This window comes from Microvirga mediterraneensis, assembly GCF_013520865.1.
Lineage (GTDB): Bacteria > Pseudomonadota > Alphaproteobacteria > Rhizobiales > Beijerinckiaceae > Microvirga > Microvirga mediterraneensis.
Genome location: NZ_JACDXJ010000001.1, coordinates 2,874,501 through 2,891,389 on the forward strand (window position 1 = coordinate 2,874,501; position 16,889 = coordinate 2,891,389).

Below are 16,889 nucleotides of genomic sequence, written 5' to 3' on the forward strand. Positions count from 1 at the left end.
TTATTCGAATTCGGAGGGCGAAAGGGTCCAATGGGCCTGCACGATGTGCTCCGGCTTGGTATTCAGCTCCTTGGCGAGCGCCAGCAGCAGCGGCTCGTCGGACACGACATAGTCCAGGATTCCGGCGAAGAACCCTGGGGAGGACGCGGCCGAGCGGATCGTGTCGGGCCTCAAGCCCGACACCGCCATGAAGCGGCCGAGGCGCTCCTCGTCGCCCGTGAGGAAGGAAAACGCCCCGAGTGCGACATTTTCGGCCTCCTCGCGGGTAACTCTTTTTAAGGGAGTGTTCATGCTGTCAATTTGCATTTCATCAATAGGTTTGGACCTAACTATACCATCAATTGAACCATTGGGCCGGTGAAGTACATCCGGAGCCCCGGGGAAAACGGCCATGAAGAAGACTGTGCTCATCGTTGAGGACAACGAACTCAACATGAAGCTCTTCAACGACCTCCTCGAGGCCCACGGCTATGCGACCTTGAAGACCAGTCACGGGATCGAGGCCATGGAGCTCGCCCGTGCCCACAAGCCGGACCTGATCCTCATGGACATCCAGCTGCCCGAAGTCTCCGGCCTCGAGGTGACCCGCTGGCTCAAGGCCGACGACGAGTTGAAGTCGATTCCTGTGATCGCCATCACGGCTTTCGCCATGAAAGGCGACGAGGAGCGGATCAGGGAAGGGGGCTGCGAGGCGTATATGTCCAAGCCGATCTCCGTCTCCAAGTTCATCGCGACCGTGAAAACCTACCTGGAAGCGGACTGAAGGTCCTTTCAACCGGGGCAAATCCATGGCGCGGCATTGGCCGAAGCTTGAAGAGGCCAAGACATCTCCTTGAGAAGCCTCGGCTTTAACTTTTTTGTGAAAATGCCGCTTTTTGGCCACATAGGAGCTTGCATCGCTCCATGTTTCCTATACGTTCAGCCTAAATTTCCGCCTTGGCGCATCATAAGGAAAACTGGATCCTATTTTCCTGACTCGACGATGCGCTCATCAAGGATTGGAGCACCGGACGGATTCGGTATTGGGTCCGATGCTCTCAAGCGGAAGAAATGCCCTACGGATGCTCAGGTCCGCCGCATCTCCTGGGACTTCGTGGGCTCGGCCAGCCTGGGGGCAGATCGTTGCCTCCTCAACGCTGCTCCCGGCTGGCCACCAAATTCCTCCATCTCGTTTCCTCGTTCAGGCGCCGCAAGGCGCCTTTTGTTTTTCCGGTGCCTGTTCCGCTTGGCGCATCGGGCCCAATCGCCATGCCTTCCGGGTTCAGCCGAGCTTGGTGTTAAGAGAACTTGTCCATAGGGAAGGGCCGCCTTGGAGCCGATCCGGGATGCGGTTCCCGGTCCGCCCTGCTAAGTTGCACCAAACTGACCTAACGGGATGAGGGACCATGGATCATCGCACACCTTCGCTGCCGCCCAAGACGGCGCTGACCCGCTTTTCCGTGCCCCCCCTGTGGACCCTGACCCGCCGCCTCGCGGATGTCGCGTCGGGGCGCGCCCCCGCCGATCTGGTGATCACGGGCGCCCGTGTGCTGTCGACCTACAGCGAGCGCATCGCGCCCGAGCGGGAGGTCTGGATCGCGGGAGGGCGCATTGCGGCGGTGAAACCCGCCGGAGCCTATCGACAGGTCGCCGGGGCGCCGGGACGGGTCTATGACGCGAAAGGCGGCATCGTCGCTCCGGGCCTCGTCGATCCCCACATCCATATCGAAAGCAGCATGGTCACGGCCTGCGCCTATGCGGAGGCGGCGCTGCTGAACGGCACGACGACGATCTTCTGCGACAGCCACGAGATCGGCAACGTGATGGATTCGGCCGGGATCGAGATGATGCTGGAGGATGCCCGCCATGCGCCGCTCTCCATCTTCCTGACGGTGCCGAGCACCGTGCCGGCCACGTCGCCGGACCTGGAGACGGCGGGCGGCGACCTCACGCCGGACAAGATCGCCGCCCTCTTCGACCGCTGGCCGGAGGCCGCGGCGCTCGGCGAGAAGATGGACTTCGTCCCGGTCACCATGGGCGACGAGCGCAGCCATGCGATCCTCGCGGCCGCCCTGGAACGCGGCAAGCCGGTCTCGGGTCACATTTACGGCCGTGAGTTCGTAGCCGCTTATGCGGCAAGCGGGGTCACCGACACCCATGAGGCCATCGACCGGGACATCGCCGACGACCTGCTCGACGCGGGCGTCTGGATCTTCCTGCGCGGCGGCCCTCCCACGACTCCGTGGCACTCGCTGCCCGAAGCCATCAAGACCATTACGGAGCTGGGCTCCTCGCACAAGCGCATCTGCGTCTGCACCGACGACCGCGATGCGGATGACCTCATGATGTTCGGCATGGATTGGGTGACACGGGAGGCGCGCCGCGCCGGCATGAGCCGCGAACAGGCCTGGAGCATGGGCTCTCTCCATCCGGCCACGCGCTTCGGCATGGAAGGAGAGATCGGCGGCCTCGGCGGCGGGCGCCGGGCCGATATGGTGCTGCTCAACGACGAACTCGAAGTGCAGAACACCTGGTATGGCGGCGAACTCGTTGTCGAGGACAAGAGGATTACGCCGGTGCTCGATCAGGCGCTGTCGAACCGCTACCGCTATCCTGCCGAGGCCTATCGCACGGTCCACGTCTCGAAGCGTCCGAAGCTCATTCCCGAGCTGCCTGCAAAGGCCTGCGAAGCAAACGTGATCCGCGTGGCGCTGCCCGGCATCGTGCTCTTCCACGACAAGGTGAACCTCCAGCCTGAGAAGGATTGGGATACCCTTCTGTCCAGGAACGACCTCACCTTCGTGTCGGTCATCGAGCGCCACGGCCGTACGGACGGCGCCCGCATCGCCCACGGCCTGCTCAAGGATTTCGGCCTGAGGAGCGGCGCGGTCGCGAGCAGCGTCGGCCATGATTCCCACAACCTGATCGTGGCGGGAACGAACGAGGGCGACATGCAGGTCGCCCTCGATGCGATCATCGAGGCGCAGGGCGGCGTCTGCGTCGTGGATCAGGGCAAGGTCGTCGCCATGGTGCCGCTGCCCATCGCGGGCCTGCTCTCCGACAAGCGCGTGACGGAAGTGGCCGAGGAGACCCGCACCCTGAAGGCTGCCTGGGAGAAGGCCGGCTGCAAGATCCCCTATATGGGCTTCAACCTCATCCCCCTCTCGGTCATCCCGGAGATCCGCATCACCGACAAGGGCCTCGTGCTCGTGCCGGAGATGGAGCTGGTGCCGCTCTACGAGTGAGCGCGGCCGGGATGCGGGGCGTTCAGATTCCCAGGAATCGGAAGGGCTCCGCATCCTTGAATTCCCGCGTCGCATCGCCGGAGAACGTGTGGTTCTGATTGGGGCCGAGGTCCAGCTTCTTCACGCGGCCTGTTTCAGGCGAGAAGTCGACGGTCTTGAGATCGATCCAGAAGGTGTTCGGCGTCAAAGCGGATTCGAAGAAATTAGAGTTTGCGCCGATGGTCCGCGACCGTGCGCCAGCGCGTGGACGAGATGTTCGGCTGGTCGGGCGTGGTGATGCCATAGGGCACGGACACATTGCGGATGACGCTGAAGACGCTCGCCAGGGCGAGATTGGCGTTCTCTTCCTTCGGGATCGTCGTCACGTAGAAGGACGCTCTTGCGAACCGGTCTGCCGACCGGTTCGTCCCGGGCAGCATCACCGTGCCGCCGATCTCCTTCCAGTACGCGTTGAGGGCAAGCTGTTGCTCGAAAACCGGCGAGTTCGTCATGACCTGGTATTTGCGGTCGTGATGGATCACCTGCTTGCCGTCGATATATTCGACGATGGCGCTGTCACCCGATGCGTCCGAAATCGACAGGTGCAGCGTCGCCAATCGGTTCTCGCCCGGCACGTAATCGGTGATGATCGTGAACGGCTCCCGCTCCAGGGCGCTCACGGCCTCTTGGACGGTCGCGAAATTGTCGAGGACGTATTGTGCCCAGGCGGCAATCGACAGTCCCGGCTTCGATCCGTCGAATTTCGGGTACTGGGATTCAACGAGCCAGAGAACATTGGCCGAAAGTCCCGCCTCGTTCAGTCCGTCGGTCGTGGAGATGTCGTAGCCCGATGCGATCAGGCTTCCATATTTCGATGTCCATTTCAGCGAGTTGGGGCCAGCCTCGCCGCTCCGCTCCATGCCGCGCGGGAAGATCCAGAGATTGGTCTCGATATCGCTTTTCCAATCCATGGAGCGAGCGGTGATCACGTTGTCGTTCGGGCCGAGATAGACGAGCCGGGTACAGGCCCAGGCGGGTGCCGGCGCTCCTGCCAGAAGGCCGGCCATGACGCCGGCAATAAGCGATCTTGCACTTGGTCGATTCCAATCGAGCATGGCGTCGTCCTCGCTATCCAATCCACCCAAGAAATCTATGCGGTCACGGAGGCGGGAGTTTGGCCGTGCTCATTCCACCGACTCGCCGGCCGGTCGTCCGGCCAATTCCTGCGCCCGCTCGAGTAGGTCCTCTAAATCCTGCCTGAACTGCTCGAAGGCGAAGCCGAGGGCGAAGATCTGTCCGAAAGTCTTGCCGGGGAGCTCCCGGATGTGAGTGTCCGCCCTGAGCGCTTCCGCTTCGCTGCTGAAGGCGTTCAATGCATCCTCGAAGGCGGCTGGCTCAGGGGGAGCCTTGCGGTGCTGAAGCGCCTGCGCGAGGTCCAGAAGCAGCCTTTGGGTCGCCTCATGCAGGGCCATGAGCGAAGGGGCGAGCTTGTCCCGCGCTGGCGCGGGCAGAGGGCTCGATGAGGCGCGGCCGATCATCACGAGATCGTGGCGCACCCGGTAGAGCGTGCGGATGAGCGGCTCCGGATCGGGGGCCTCGGTCAGGTGACTCTTGCGCTCCCGGGTCGCTTCCTCGGCGGCCGCCTCCGCCTTCTTCAGGGCGGCACGGATCTGGGGATGGAGCTTCTGGAGAGCCGACCGCCCTTGAGGGCTGGCCGTCAGCTCCGCGATGAAGACGGAGAACAGCTCCGCGTTGAGCGATACGACCCTGGCGGCCGCATCGGTCAGCAGGACATGCGCCCGCGCCGGCAGGATGAACAGCGAGACGACGACGCCGACGATGTTGCCGAGGGTGATCTCCAGCACCCGATCGAAGGCGGAGGCGAGGGGGGCGATCGCCTGCCCGGTCGGGGGCAGGAGCATGATCAGCGAAGTGATGGGCGCGACCCGGAATGCCGGCTTGATCGCAGCCAAGAGCGCCAGGGGAAACAGGGCCACCACGATGGCGGTTCCCAGGCTCAAAGGGGAGTTGTGGGGGACGAAGGCGGCGACGAGGCCGCCATAGATGGCCCCGGCCAGGGTGCCGGTGAACCGCTCCACGGCGGCTTTGAGCGAAGCGCCGACGCTGGCCTGCATCACGACCACGGCGGTGATCACGGCCCAGTAGCCCTGGGGCAGGTCCAGGATCCTCGTGACGACGTAGGCCAGCATTCCCGCGATGGTGACCCGCAGCGCCAGCTTCAATTCGGCGGAACGTGCTCCGATGCGGTCGCCTATGCGTTCGATCCACCCAGGCAGTGCCATGCGATTCTCCGGCGCAGAGCATAGAGGGTGGTCGGCGGGGCCTGCTATGGAAAAGTCCGCCCTCGGGTGGGCCTTACTCGTGCGGCAGGACGACAAGTTCGGAGCCGCATTCCTCGCACATGCCGAGGGTGGGCGATGCGATCATCTGCGTCGTCCGGCATTGGGGACAGCCCTTCAGGGCCATATGGAGCGATCCTTGCATCTGGTGTGCGCTTTGACGGAACGCTTCACTCACTTGGACGGCCTGCTCGAACATGGACGCCTCCCATGATGGCTCCCCCGATGCTGCGCCTATCGGGCGCGACCGTCAACCGAGCGTCCTGTTTCACTTCTGGGTCCGAAGCTCTGGTTGCCGAGAATCGACAGGCGAACGGCGGAGGGAGGTCCCGATGGGCCATATCGTTCTGCCGGGCGACAGCGTCTTCGATGATCTCGCCGATCTACGCCCGGTAGGGAGGGCCCACGCCTCGGAACAGGAGGGTTTCCGGGGTTCGGCTCGCGTGAGTATGAACAAATTGTCAGAATTAGATATGAAAACCCAAGAAATTGATTAAATATTCGGCCAAGCTACGAACCAGATTTCATGTTCCGAATTGATCCTCATGGCTTTCAGTTCGCCACTTCTTAAGAGGTCGATCATGAAGAAGTTTGCTTTAGTGGCCGGTGCCGCAGTGATTACGCTGGCAAGTGTCGGTGGTGCGCAAGCTCAGTACTGGCGTGGTGGTGGCTGGCATGGCGGCTATTATCCTGGATATTATCGTGGCGGCGGATGGAATAACGGCGGCGCGGTCGCTGCGGGCCTCGTCGGCGGTGCCGTTCTCGGCGGCCTCCTGACCGCGGCCGCAACCACGCCGGCCTATTCCTATCCGGCCTACGGTTACCCGACTTATGGCTATGGTTACGGATATGGCTATCCCGCGGCTTACGGCTACCCGGCGACCAGCTATCCCGCTTACGGCTATTACTCGGCCCCCGCGACCCGGGTCGTCTACCAGCCGGTCCCGGCCTATCGGACGCGCGTGGTCTATCGCGAACCCGTCTACCGGACCCGAGTCGTCTACCGTCAGCCGCGCGTAGCGACGCGAGTCGTCTATCGTGATGCGACCCGCGTCGTCCGCCCGGTCCGCCGGGACGTGGTGACCACGGGCTCCGTGAACCGGGTCCACAGGGTCAACGGCGTTTACCGTTAAAACCACCATGGAAGGACGCCACTAGGCGCCTCACGCTCTCAGCAATAAAAAACCGCCCCGATGAGGGGCGGTTTTTTATTCGACCAGTTCGGTCGGAAACCTTACTTAATCTTGGCTTCCTTGAACTCGACGTGCTTCTTCGCGACCGGATCGTACTTCTTCAGGTTCAGCTTCTCGGTCATCGTGCGCGAGTTCTTCTTCGTCACGTAGAAATAGCCCGTGTCGGCGGTGGAGACGAGCTTCACTTTGATCGTTGCGGCTTTGGCCATGGTCGGGACCTCTTGTTCGGTTCAGGCGCTCGGTTGGCCCACGGCATGGCCGAAACGCAAAGGCCGGGCGAACCCGGCCGGAAAATCGTGGGTTTCCCATGCCTGATTATCGCAGATCAGTCAAGGGCGGAGGCGGTTTCTTCGATGCTTCCGGTGTCATCCCGCCCGGGATGCTTCGCTCGGGAATGCCCGGAAACCCGCTATAGCAGCTCCCTCACGAAGCGGCCACGCTGCTGATGATAGAAGGGCACCGGCAATTGATGGCCGAAACCGGCTGCGATCCGGGCCTCCAGCTCGTCCAGAATCACCGTCGTGATCGGGGGCAGGTCCAGGGCCTTGGCCTGGGCGATGCTGACCCAGGCGAGTTCCACCAGTTCCGCCTCAGGCCCGACGATGCCCTCGATTTCCTCGGCAATGGCGGTGCGGTCCACGGCGAAGAAACGGGTGTCGAACCGACGGACGCGCTTGGGCGGCGTGACGGCCCGGCCGATGAAGTGCAGCGCTTCCAGGTCGGGAAAGATGCCGCGCTCCTGGAACGTCGTCCAGGCGGTACCGGTCGGGGCGCTGTCGGGGGCGCCGTAATCCTTGGTCCCGAGCAGGAGCCCGGTTTCCTCGAAGGTTTCGCGGATCGCCGCGAGCGCCAGGGCCCGGCTGCGCTGGGCGGAGGGGCGGGTCACGCGGGCCATGAGGGCCTGCTCCGCCCGAGGGTGGAGGGCACCGGTCACCGTCATGGAGCGGTCGCCGGCCTCGATCCGTCCGCCGGGGAAGACGAACTTCCCGGGCATGAACTTCAGGCCTTCATGGCGCCGGCCCATGAGCACCTTCGGGTTCCTGCCCTTGCGGTCGATGATGATGAGGGTCGCGGCGTCGACGGGACGGAGGGTCGGGAGCTTGGGATTGGTTTCAGAGGAAACGAGGCGATCCATCCTCGCCAAGGTCTCGGTGTCCGTCACGGGCATCATCCTTGTCGGCATTCTTCCTGGCTCGGGCGGCCCCGAAGCCGTGCATACCTAGCGCGTATTGCAGCCCCACGACAGCGCCTTTCACGGGCTGGAGCAGGGCGAGGCAGAGAACCAGCGTGAGGGCCGGCCAGAGCGCCAGATGCACCCACAGCGGCATCTCGAGTTTCGTCTCGGTCATGAGGATTCCGTAGCCGATCAGATGGCCGACGAGGAAGATCACGATGTAGGGCGGCAGGTCGTCGGCGCGGTGATGGTGGAACTCCGTGCCGCACTCCTCGCAATGGTCCACGACCTTGAGAAACCGGCCGAAGAGCCTGCCTTTGTCGCAGGCGGGGCAATGCCCCAGAAATCCGCGCTTCATGGCCGGGATGGCCTTCACCTCTTCCGTCATGACAGCGGATGGCGTCTCGATGGTCAAAGACATCCTCAAATCCCTTAAACATCAGGCGCGGTCGCGCCGCTTCACCTTTACGCGGGTCGGAGCACGGCCCTTCGGAGACGGGGCCTTGCCCGCCTTGAAGCCGCGCGGCGGACGCTTCGCGCCACCCTTGGACGGCCCGCTCCTTCCGGTGACGTGGCCCTTGGTCAGAATCTCGAAGCGCAGAGCCCCGGCGACGGGAGCCGCCTCGACCAGCTTCACCTCCACCTTGTCGCCGAGCCGGTAGGTTTCTCCCGAATCGTCGCCGCGCATGGAGTGGGTCCGCTCGTCGTAGCGGTAGTAATCGTCCCCGATGGTGGCCGCCGGGACGAAGCCGTCCGCGCCGGTTTCGTTCAGCTTGATGAACAGGCCCGCCTTCGACACGCCGGAGATCTGTCCATCGAATGTGGCCCCGATCCGGTCGGCAAGGAAGTGCGCGATCAGGCGGTCGATTGTCTCACGCTCCGCCGCCATGGCCCGGCGCTCCGCGGCCGAGATCTTGGCGCTGATCTCGATCAGCTCGGCCCGGGTGGTCTCCGGCGGCAGACCGTCCTTGCCGAGCTTGAGCGCGGCGATGAGGGCGCGGTGCACGATGAGATCGGCATAGCGGCGGATGGGGGAGGTGAAATGGGCGTAGCGGCGGAGATTGAGGCCGAAATGGCCGTAGTTCTCCGCCGAGTATTCGGCCTGGGACTGGGAGCGCAGCACGACCTCGTTGATGAAGAGCTGATGCTCCGTATCGTCGACGCTGCGCAGGATGCGGTTGAACAATTCCGGCCTCAGCGCCCCCTGGGTCGGAACCTTCAGGCCGATGGAGGCCAGCACTTCGCTCAAGGCGCGCATCTTCTCGAGCGATGGCTCGTCGTGGACGCGGTAGATCAGGTCGGTCTCAGCCTTCTCCAGGCTTTCCGCCGCAGCCACGTTGGCGAGGATCATGAACTCCTCGATGAGCTTGTGCGCCTCCAGCCGCTCGGGCACGAAGATCCGGTCCACGGTGCCGTCGGGCTTGAGGACGATCTTGCGCTCGGGCAGGTCGAGAGACAGCGGCTCGCGGGCGTCGCGGGCCTTCTTCACGAGCTCGTAGCCGGCCCAGAGGGGCGTCAGGACCGTGTCGAGGATCGGCCCCGTCACGTCGTCGGGCCGGCCGTCGATGGCGGCCTGGGCCTGCTGGTAGGAAAGCTTCTCCGCCGAGCGCATCATGACCCGGTGGAAGCTGTGGCGAATCTTCTGCCCATTGGGGCCGATCACCATGCGGACGGCCAGGGCAGGGCGATCCTCTCGCGGCCTCAAGGAGCACAGGTCGTTGGAGATCCGCTCCGGCAGCATCGGCACCACCCGGTCGGGGAAATAGACCGAGTTGCCGCGTTCCTGCGCCTCCCGGTCCATCGCGGAGCCGGGGCGCACATAGGCCGCTACGTCGGCGATCGCGACGGTGAGGATGAAGCCGCCTGCATTGTTCGGATCCTCGTCCGGAACCGCATGCACGGCGTCGTCGTGGTCCTTGGCGTCCGGCGGGTCGATGGTGATCAGGGGAAGGTCGCGCCAATCCTCCCGGCCGTCCAGGGTCGCGGGCTTCGCCTTCTCGGCCTCGTCGAGGACCGTCTTCGGGAACTCGCTGGGGATGTTGTGAGCGTAGATCGCGATCAGGCTGACGGCTTTTTCGGACTTGATCGTCCCCAGGCGCTCTTTCACCTTGGCGGTCGGCAGCCCGAAGCGGCCGTGCTTCACCACGGAGACTGAGATGAGGTCGCCATCCTGCGCCTCGCCCTCGTCGCCGGGCTTGATCTGCAGCTCCTGGTCGCGGGCCTTCTTGTCCACGGGCACGAGCCGCCCGCCGCCCTCGGGCAGGGCCCGGAAGAGGCCCAGCACCTGCGCCTGCTTCTTGGCGATGATCTTGATCGCACGGCCCGAATACCGGTGAATGTCGCCGGGCTGGAGCGGATCGACCCGAAGCAGGGCCCGGTCGCCTACCCCCGCCACGGGCATGCCGGGACGCGGCTTGCGGGGCGCCACGAGGATGATGGTCGGGATGGGGCCGTGCTCCTCCTCGTCCCATTCCGTCGGGACGGCGATCAGCTCCCCGTCGCGATCCCTCTTCGTGATGTCCGCCAGGACGACGGGCGGCAGCTGGCCTGCCTTGTGGACCGTCTTGCCCCGTCGGTCGACGACACCCTCGATTTCCAGATCCTTGAGGATCTGCTTCAGCCAGATCCGGTCGCTGCCCTTGATGCCGAAGCGCTGCGCGATCTCGCGCTTGCCGACCTTGCCCTGGGCATGGGTGATGAAGGAGACCACCTCCTCACGGGAGGGCAGGGTGCCGGATGGGGCGGCTTTCGAACGTTTGACCAAGGGAGAAGCTCGTCGGTTTTACAGGGTCTTGTCGCATGCGGGCGTGGCTGCGGCTAGTCCGGCCCGCTTGGCATCCTTGATGACGCTCGGGCGGAACAAGAGATCCATGCCGGGACGAGGCCATGCGACCAAAAAATAAGGCCCCGATGTCGGAGCCTTTGAGGTACCGGCCCGTGGGGGCAGAATGAGCCGGTGAGTTCATAAAACGTCCGTATCCAGGGATGGTTCCGCCGGTTTCGGAAATTTTTTGAAAAAATTTTAGCGGTGCCTGGAACGACGCTCCGTCACGTCATGGCCGGCTGTGTGCCGGCCATGACGATATGGAAAAGCTTGGTGCTTTGAGGGATCGAGATCACCGGGACAAACCCGGTGATGACATGGGGTGCGAGTCCCTACCCTTGGCTCAGATATCCAGGTCTGCCTCGTCCGCGAAGGCGGCCCGTTCCTGGATGAAGGCGAAGCGGGCTTCGGGCTTGTTGCCCATCAGGCGCTCCACGGCGTCACTGGCTTCCGGCTTGTCCTCGGCTTCCACCACGACCTTCAGGAGCAGGCGCTTCTTCGGATCCATGGTGGTTTCCTTCAACTGGGCCGGAAGCATCTCGCCGAGGCCCTTGAAGCGGCCGATCTCGACCTTGCCGCTGCCCTTGAACACCGTCTTCATCAGTCTTTCCCGGTCGGCGTCGTCACGAGCATAGGCTGATTTCGACCCCTGGGTCAGCCGGTAGAGGGGCGGGACCGCGAGGTAGAGATGGCCCCCGTCGATGAGGCGGGGCATCTGCCGGTAGAAGAAGGTGATGAGCAGCGAGGCGATGTGGGCGCCGTCCACGTCCGCGTCGGTCATGATGACGACCTTCTCGTAACGCAGGTCGGAATCCTTGTAATGGGAGCCCGTGCCGCAGCCGAGCGCCTGGACGAGGTCCGAGAGCTGCTGGTTCTGGTGCAGCTTCTCCCGCCCGGCCGAGGCCACGTTCAGGATTTTTCCACGCAACGGAAGCACCGCCTGAGTGGCGCGGTCGCGGGCCTGCTTGGCGGAGCCACCTGCGGAGTCTCCCTCAACGATGAAGAGCTCGGAGCCCTTGGCGCCGGCATTGGAGCAATCCGCCAGCTTGCCGGGCAGGCGCAGCTTGCGGGTCGCGGTCTTGCGGGCGACCTCCTTCTCCTGGCGGCGGCGCAGGCGCTCTTCCGCCCGGTCGATCACCCAGTCGAGGAGCTTGTTGGCCTGCTGCGGCGCCGCCGCGAGCCAGTGATCGAACGTGTCGCGAATCGCGTTCTCGACGATGCGGCCGGCTTCCACCGTAGCCAGCTTGTCCTTGGTCTGGCCCTGGAATTCCGGCTCGCGGATGAAGACCGACAGCATGGACGCGCAGGTGGCCATCACGTCGTCGGTGGTCACGGCCGCCATGCGCTTCGACTGGCCGACGCGCTCGGCATGCTCGCGCAGGGCACGCAGCAGCGCGATGCGCAAGCCGTTCTCGTGCGTGCCGCCCTCGGGGGTCGGCACGGTGTTGCAGTATGAGATCGAGAACCCGTCCTCGTTGGTCATCCAGGCGACCGCCCATTCCAGGGAGCCGTGGCTGCCGGGCTTGGTGATCTTGCCGGAGAAGAGCTGGTCCGTGACCAGTTCCTTCCCCTCGATGTCGTGGAGCAGGTAATCCTTCAGGCCGTTCGGGAACTTGAAGGTCGCCTCGGCCGGAACGTTCTCGGCGCCCTCGATCAGCGAGGGGGCGCATTTCCAGCGGATCTCGACGCCGCCGAAGAGATAGGCCTTGGAGCGGGCCATCTTGAACAGGCGGCGGGGCTGGAAATGGGCGTCCTTGCCGAAGATCTGCCAGTCGGGCTTGAAGCGCACCTTGGTGCCGCGCCGGTTGAGGACGCGCCCCACGGTTTCCAGCTTGCCCTGCGGGATGCCGCGCGAGAAGACCTGGCGATAGAGCTGCTGGCCCCGCGCCACTTCCACCTCGAGGATCTCGGAAAGGGCGTTCACCACCGACACGCCGACGCCGTGAAGGCCGCCGGAGGTCTCATAGACCTTCGAATCGAACTTACCGCCCGCGTGGAGCGTGGTCATGATGACCTCGAGGGCCGACTTCTTCGGGAACTTCGGGTGCGGATCGACCGGAATGCCGCGGCCGTTGTCGGTCACGGAGAGCCAGCCGCCTTCCTCCAGCTCCACCTCGATGAAGGTCGCGTGCCCGGCGACGGCCTCGTCCATGGAGTTGTCGATCACCTCGGCGAAGAGGTGGTGCAGGGCCTTCTCGTCCGTGCCGCCGATATACATGCCGGGACGGCGGCGGACGGGCTCTAGCCCCTCCAGCACCTCGATGGCGGACGCGTCATAGCCGGCTTCCCCCGGCGTGCCTTGCGGGGGCGCCGGTCGGGACACCTTGACGGCGGCGGTGCGGGCCGAGGCGGGCGCGGCGCGCTTGGGCCCGGCGCCTCCGAAGAGATCGTCATTGTCTGTCATTGGGACCTTGGTCCGGGGGGATGATTCGCGCTTCTTTACACTATTTCTCATTCCGTTTTTATACGAGAACAAAACGGAAACGAAAAGGGCGGTCTGTCGTTACGATCCAAAAATTCGACAATCAGGCTAGGCCATAAAGGTTACCAGCGGTTTCCATCCAAAGAATGTCTTCCGGGTGTCATGCGGAACTGTTTAAATCTCATTCACGTTGGAAGTGTTAAGCATGAGCTTAACGGGGGAGACGGGCGTGACGACGCGGACGAGTTTGAGACCGGCACAGAAGCTTCATCTTGACCGCGCCGCGCGCAATGCGGGTGAGGCCTTCGCCTTCGAGGAGCCGGACACCGCGCCCGTGACCCAGCGGTCCTACGGGTCGAGCCTGGTCTGGCTTTCCATGGCGGCCGTGGCCGTGCTGGGGCTCAGCTATCTCTTCTGATCGTCGCCACCCGGCTTTGCGCCTGACGAGAAGAGCCGGGTGAGCATATCCTCGAGAGACTTCCCAAGGGTCAAAACCAGCAGCGTGACCACCGTGCCGGCGATGGTGATGAACCAGGCGCCCAGTCCCGCGGCGACGCCGAGACCTGCGGCGATCCAGACGGTTGCCGCGGTCGTAAGCCCATGAACCTCCATCTTGTGCGGGGCTCTCAACACTGCGCCGGCGCCGAGAAAGCCGAGGCCGGTCATGATGCCTTGGATCACGCGGCTGACCGCATCCTGCCCGAAATGGGTCCCTTCGTAGACTGACCCAGCCAGGATCACGATGGCCGAACCGAGCGAGACGAGGCCTAAGGTCCGCATCCCGATAGGCTTGTCGTGAATGTCCCGGTTGATGCCTACCGCCATTCCGGCGATTGTCGCTGCGCAAAGGCGCAGCGACATCTCGATCTGGTTCGCATAGTCGGTCGAGAGGGAGGTCAGCCACTCCGACATCGTGCTCAGCCCGCCTTGGCAGCCTTCTTGGCCGGGGCCTTTTTCGCAGCGGTCTTTTTAGCAGCAGCCTTCTTAGGCGCGGCCTTCTTGGCAGCGGTTTTCTTGGCTGCCGGTGCCTTGGCGGCCGCCTTCTTGGCCGGAGCCTTGCGTCCGCGGGCGCCTTTCTTCGACGGCCCCGCCGCGCGCCGGGCCTTGAGAAGCTCGATTGCCTCCTCCAGCGTCACCGCCTCGGCCACCATGGCGCGGGGCAGGGTGGCGTTGGTCTCGCCGTCGGTCACGTAAGGGCCGAAGCGGCCGGCCTTCACCACGATCGGCTTGCCGGATTCCGGATCATCGCCCAGGGGGCGCCCCGGATCGGCCGCGCGACGTCCGCCGCCTCCGCCGCTCTCCTTGGTGACGATCAGGTCGATGGCGCGGTTGGCGCCGATCTCCAGCACGTCGTCGCCGGGGCCGAGATTGGCATAGACCTTGCCGTGCTGAACGTAAGGCCCGTAGCGGCCGATGCTCACCAGGATCGGCTCACCCGATTCGGGATGGGTCGCCACCTGGCGCGGCAGCGCCAGCAGCTTCAGGGCCTTCTCCAGGTCGACCTGGGAGGGCGTCATGCCCTTGGGCAGGGACGAGCGCTTGGGCTTCTCGCCTTCGCCGAGCTGCACGAAGGGGCCGAAGCGGCCGTCGCGCAGGGTGACTTCGAGGCCCGTCTCCGGATCCGTGCCGAGCACCTTCACGCCGGGCTGGCCGCCGTTCTCCGAGGAGCCATCGCCTTCGCCCTCGACGCCGCTGGCGGCGAGCTGGCGGGTGTATTTGCACTCAGGATAGTTCGAGCAGCCGATGAAGGAGCCGAACTTGCCGAGCTTGAGCGAAAGCTGGCCCGTGCCGCAGGTCGGGCAGGTGCGCGGGTTCGAGCCGTCGCCCTTGTCCGGGAAGATGTGGGGCCCGAGCAGCTCGTTGAGCGCGTCGAGCACCTCGGTCATGCGCAGCTCCTTCGTCTCGCCGATGGCGGCGGAGAAGTCGCGCCAGAAGTCGCGCAGCACCTGTTTCCAGTCGATCTCCGAGTTGGAGATCCGGTCGAGCTGCTCCTCCAGGTCCGCGGTGAAATCGTATTCCACGTACCGGCGGAAGAAACTCTCCAGGAAGGCCGTGACGATGCGGCCCTTATCCTCGGGTACGAGCCGCTTCTTCTCGATCCTGACGTATTCGCGGTCGCGCAGGGTCTGCAGCACGGCCGCATAGGTCGAGGGACGGCCGATGCCGAGCTCTTCCATGCGCTTGACCAGGGAAGCTTCCGAGTAGCGCGGCGGCGGCTCGGTGAAGTGCTGGCTCGCGTTGATGCGGCGGCGCTCCAGGGGATCGCCCGCCTTCATCGGCGGCAGGCGGCCCTCGTCCTCGTCCGCCTCGTCGTCCTTGCTCTCGTTGTAGAGCGTGAGGAAGCCGTCGAACTTGATCACCTGGCCGGTCGCGCGAAGGTCGAGTTTGCGGGGGCCGACCAGGGCGGCGATGTCGGCCGTGGTGCGCTCCAGCTCGGCCGATTCCATCTGGCTCGCGATGGTGCGGGTCCAGATCAGGTCGTAGAGGCGGGCCTGCTCGGGCTCCAGATACTTGGCAACCTGCTTCGGCAGGCGGCCCATGTCCGTCGGGCGGATGGCTTCGTGGGCTTCCTGCGCGTTCTTGGCCTTGGTCGTGTACTTGCGCGGGGCGCCCGGCACGTAGCGGTCGCCGTATTCCTTGCCGATCACCCGGCGGGCCGACTGAACGGCTTCCGGCGCCATGTCGACGCCGTCCGTACGCATATAGGTGATGAGGCCGACCGTCTCGCCGCCGATATCGACGCCCTCATAGAGCCGCTGCGCGATGCGCATGGTCTGGGCCGGAGCAAGACCCAGCTTGCGCGAGGCCTCCTGCTGCAAGGTCGAGGGGGTGAAGGGCGGGTAGGGGTGCCGCTTGGCGGGCTTCGCCTCGATATTCGCCACCGAGAAGGTCGCGAGCTCCAGGTCCTTCTTGAAGGCTTCGGCGTCCTGGCCGTTGCCGATGTCGAGGCGCTGGATCTTCTTGCCGTCGGCGCCGACGAGGCGCGCGTCGAACACCGCGCCTTCCTTGGTGGCGAGGGTCGCGATCAGGGACCAGTATTCGCGCGGCTTGAAGGTCTCGATCTCGAGCTCGCGGTCGCAGACGAGACGCAGCGCCACGGACTGCACGCGGCCGGCCGAACGGGCGCCGGGCAGCTTGCGCCAGAGCACCGGGGACAGGGTGAAGCCGACGAGATAGTCCAGCGCCCGGCGGGCCAGATAGGCGTCGACGAGCGCCTGGTCGATCTGGCGCGGCTGGCGCAGGGCCGCCTGGACGGCATCCTTGGTGATGGCGTTGAAGGTCACGCGCTCGACCGGCAGATCCTTGAGGGCGCGCTTCTCGCGCAGAGCTTCCAGGACGTGCCAGGAAATCGCCTCGCCTTCGCGGTCCGGGTCGGTGGCGAGGATGAGCTTCTCGGCTCCCTTGATCGCCTTGGCGATGTCGGACACCCGCTTCGAGCCCCGGTCCTCCAGCGTCCAGATCATGCGGAAATCGGCATCCGGGTCGACCGAGCCGTCCTTGGCGGGCAGATCGCGGATATGCCCGAAGGAGGCCAGGACCTCGTAATCCTTGCCGAGATATTTGTTGATCGTCTTGGCCTTCGCAGGCGACTCGACGACGAGGACTTTCATGAACGAGTTCCTAAAAGCGGGAGCAGACGGAGGCCCTGCGGACAGGGCAGACTCGACGGCCGGCCCCTGACTGTCGCAGGGCGCGATAAGTGGTTGATGATC

At 64.6% G+C, this 16,889-nt stretch carries 15 protein-coding genes and 1 pseudogene; 5 read left to right on the plus strand and 11 right to left on the minus strand.

Going from position 1 to position 16,889, the window contains the following annotated elements:
* On the minus strand, window positions 1-291 hold the full coding sequence (locus H0S73_RS13580) for a DUF3572 domain-containing protein (RefSeq protein WP_246388884.1): 291 nt from the start codon (window positions 289-291) through the stop codon (window positions 1-3).
* 100 nt (window positions 292-391) lie between these two features.
* Here H0S73_RS13580 and H0S73_RS13585 point away from each other — a divergent pair, with 100 nt between their 5' ends.
* Both H0S73_RS13585 and H0S73_RS13590 read left to right on the plus strand, forming a co-directional pair.
* Window positions 392-763: a response regulator gene (locus tag H0S73_RS13585; protein ID WP_181052661.1), complete on the plus strand. Its 372-nt coding sequence runs from the start codon at window positions 392-394 to the stop codon at window positions 761-763.
* 622 nt (window positions 764-1,385) lie between these two features.
* Complete coding sequence (locus H0S73_RS13590) at window positions 1,386-3,224, plus strand: adenine deaminase (RefSeq protein ID WP_181052662.1); 1,839 nt, start codon at window positions 1,386-1,388, stop codon at window positions 3,222-3,224.
* Between the two features lie 22 nt (window positions 3,225-3,246).
* Here the strand turns inward: H0S73_RS13590 and H0S73_RS13595 are convergent.
* The 3 genes and pseudogenes from H0S73_RS13595 to H0S73_RS13605 form a co-directional block, all read right to left on the minus strand.
* Window positions 3,247-4,270 (minus strand): annotated as a pseudogene (locus H0S73_RS13595) (linear amide C-N hydrolase).
* 117 nt (window positions 4,271-4,387) lie between these two features.
* The gene (locus tag H0S73_RS13600; protein WP_181052663.1) at window positions 4,388-5,506 is read right to left on the minus strand and encodes an FUSC family protein; all 1,119 of its coding nucleotides are present in this window, start codon (window positions 5,504-5,506) and stop codon (window positions 4,388-4,390) included.
* 73 nt (window positions 5,507-5,579) lie between these two features.
* Window positions 5,580-5,762, minus strand: coding sequence for a hypothetical protein (locus H0S73_RS13605; protein WP_181052664.1), 183 nt, complete (start codon window positions 5,760-5,762; stop codon window positions 5,580-5,582).
* 133 nt (window positions 5,763-5,895) lie between these two features.
* On the opposite strand from H0S73_RS13605, the gene H0S73_RS13610 reads away from it, so the two are divergent.
* Complete coding sequence (locus tag H0S73_RS13610) at window positions 5,896-6,060, plus strand: hypothetical protein (RefSeq protein WP_181052665.1); 165 nt, start codon at window positions 5,896-5,898, stop codon at window positions 6,058-6,060.
* 84 nt (window positions 6,061-6,144) lie between these two features.
* The gene (locus tag H0S73_RS13615) at window positions 6,145-6,696 is read left to right on the plus strand and encodes a hypothetical protein (RefSeq protein WP_181052666.1); all 552 of its coding nucleotides are present in this window, start codon (window positions 6,145-6,147) and stop codon (window positions 6,694-6,696) included.
* Window positions 6,697-6,797: 101 nt separating this feature from the next.
* Here H0S73_RS13615 and rpmG read toward each other — a convergent pair whose 3' ends face one another.
* From rpmG to parE, 5 genes are all read right to left on the minus strand, one after another.
* Window positions 6,798-6,965 carry a 50S ribosomal protein L33 gene (gene rpmG / locus H0S73_RS13620; RefSeq protein ID WP_009491004.1) on the minus strand — a complete coding sequence of 56 codons (168 nt, stop codon included), beginning with the start codon at window positions 6,963-6,965 and terminating at the stop codon, window positions 6,798-6,800.
* Window positions 6,966-7,165: 200 nt separating this feature from the next.
* Window positions 7,166-7,891, minus strand: coding sequence for an NUDIX hydrolase (locus H0S73_RS13625; protein WP_202049971.1), 726 nt, complete (start codon window positions 7,889-7,891; stop codon window positions 7,166-7,168).
* Complete coding sequence (locus H0S73_RS13630; RefSeq protein WP_181052668.1) at window positions 7,869-8,351, minus strand: DUF983 domain-containing protein; 483 nt, start codon at window positions 8,349-8,351, stop codon at window positions 7,869-7,871. Before H0S73_RS13630 ends, H0S73_RS13625 begins: the two co-directional genes overlap by 23 nt.
* 18 nt (window positions 8,352-8,369) lie before the next feature.
* Window positions 8,370-10,694: a ribonuclease R gene (gene rnr / locus H0S73_RS13635; protein ID WP_246388894.1), complete on the minus strand. Its 2,325-nt coding sequence runs from the start codon at window positions 10,692-10,694 to the stop codon at window positions 8,370-8,372.
* 403 nt (window positions 10,695-11,097) lie between these two features.
* Window positions 11,098-13,158, minus strand: a complete 2,061-nt coding sequence (gene parE, locus H0S73_RS13640) for a DNA topoisomerase IV subunit B (protein ID WP_181052669.1) — start codon at window positions 13,156-13,158, stop codon at window positions 11,098-11,100.
* 223 nt (window positions 13,159-13,381) lie between these two features.
* Between parE and H0S73_RS13645 the strand changes: the two genes are divergently transcribed.
* Window positions 13,382-13,594: a hypothetical protein gene (locus H0S73_RS13645; protein WP_181052670.1), complete on the plus strand. Its 213-nt coding sequence runs from the start codon at window positions 13,382-13,384 to the stop codon at window positions 13,592-13,594.
* Here H0S73_RS13645 and H0S73_RS13650 read toward each other — a convergent pair.
* A complete protein-coding gene (locus tag H0S73_RS13650) occupies window positions 13,582-14,088 on the minus strand; it encodes an MgtC/SapB family protein (RefSeq protein WP_181052671.1) in 507 nt (168 codons plus the stop codon). The two genes, H0S73_RS13645 and H0S73_RS13650, sit on opposite strands and share 13 nt — an antisense overlap.
* A 5-nt stretch (window positions 14,089-14,093) precedes the next feature.
* Window positions 14,094-16,787: a type I DNA topoisomerase gene (gene topA / locus H0S73_RS13655; protein WP_181052672.1), complete on the minus strand. Its 2,694-nt coding sequence runs from the start codon at window positions 16,785-16,787 to the stop codon at window positions 14,094-14,096.
* Window positions 16,788-16,889 lie beyond the last annotated feature (102 nt).

Bases quoted from the DNA above. Each gene is read 5' to 3' on its own strand.
- H0S73_RS13650 (WP_181052671.1), bottom strand. From the start codon at position 14,088: ATGTCGGAGTGGCTGACCTCCCTCTCGACCGACTATGCGAACCAGATC.
- H0S73_RS13590 (WP_181052662.1), top strand. From the start codon at position 1,386: ATGGATCATCGCACACCTTCGCTGCCGCCCAAGACGGCGCTGACCCGC.
- topA (WP_181052672.1), bottom strand. From the start codon at position 16,787: ATGAAAGTCCTCGTCGTCGAGTCGCCTGCGAAGGCCAAGACGATCAAC.
- H0S73_RS13645 (WP_181052670.1), top strand. From the start codon at position 13,382: ATGAGCTTAACGGGGGAGACGGGCGTGACGACGCGGACGAGTTTGAGA.
- H0S73_RS13625 (WP_202049971.1), bottom strand. From the start codon at position 7,891: ATGGATCGCCTCGTTTCCTCTGAAACCAATCCCAAGCTCCCGACCCTC.
- H0S73_RS13585 (WP_181052661.1), top strand. From the start codon at position 392: ATGAAGAAGACTGTGCTCATCGTTGAGGACAACGAACTCAACATGAAG.
- H0S73_RS13630 (WP_181052668.1), bottom strand. From the start codon at position 8,351: ATGTCTTTGACCATCGAGACGCCATCCGCTGTCATGACGGAAGAGGTG.
- parE (WP_181052669.1), bottom strand. From the start codon at position 13,158: ATGACAGACAATGACGATCTCTTCGGAGGCGCCGGGCCCAAGCGCGCC.
- H0S73_RS13580 (WP_246388884.1), bottom strand. From the start codon at position 291: ATGAACACTCCCTTAAAAAGAGTTACCCGCGAGGAGGCCGAAAATGTC.
- H0S73_RS13615 (WP_181052666.1), top strand. From the start codon at position 6,145: ATGAAGAAGTTTGCTTTAGTGGCCGGTGCCGCAGTGATTACGCTGGCA.
- H0S73_RS13600 (WP_181052663.1), bottom strand. From the start codon at position 5,506: ATGGCACTGCCTGGGTGGATCGAACGCATAGGCGACCGCATCGGAGCA.
- H0S73_RS13610 (WP_181052665.1), top strand. From the start codon at position 5,896: ATGGGCCATATCGTTCTGCCGGGCGACAGCGTCTTCGATGATCTCGCC.
- rpmG (WP_009491004.1), bottom strand. From the start codon at position 6,965: ATGGCCAAAGCCGCAACGATCAAAGTGAAGCTCGTCTCCACCGCCGAC.
- H0S73_RS13605 (WP_181052664.1), bottom strand. From the start codon at position 5,762: ATGTTCGAGCAGGCCGTCCAAGTGAGTGAAGCGTTCCGTCAAAGCGCA.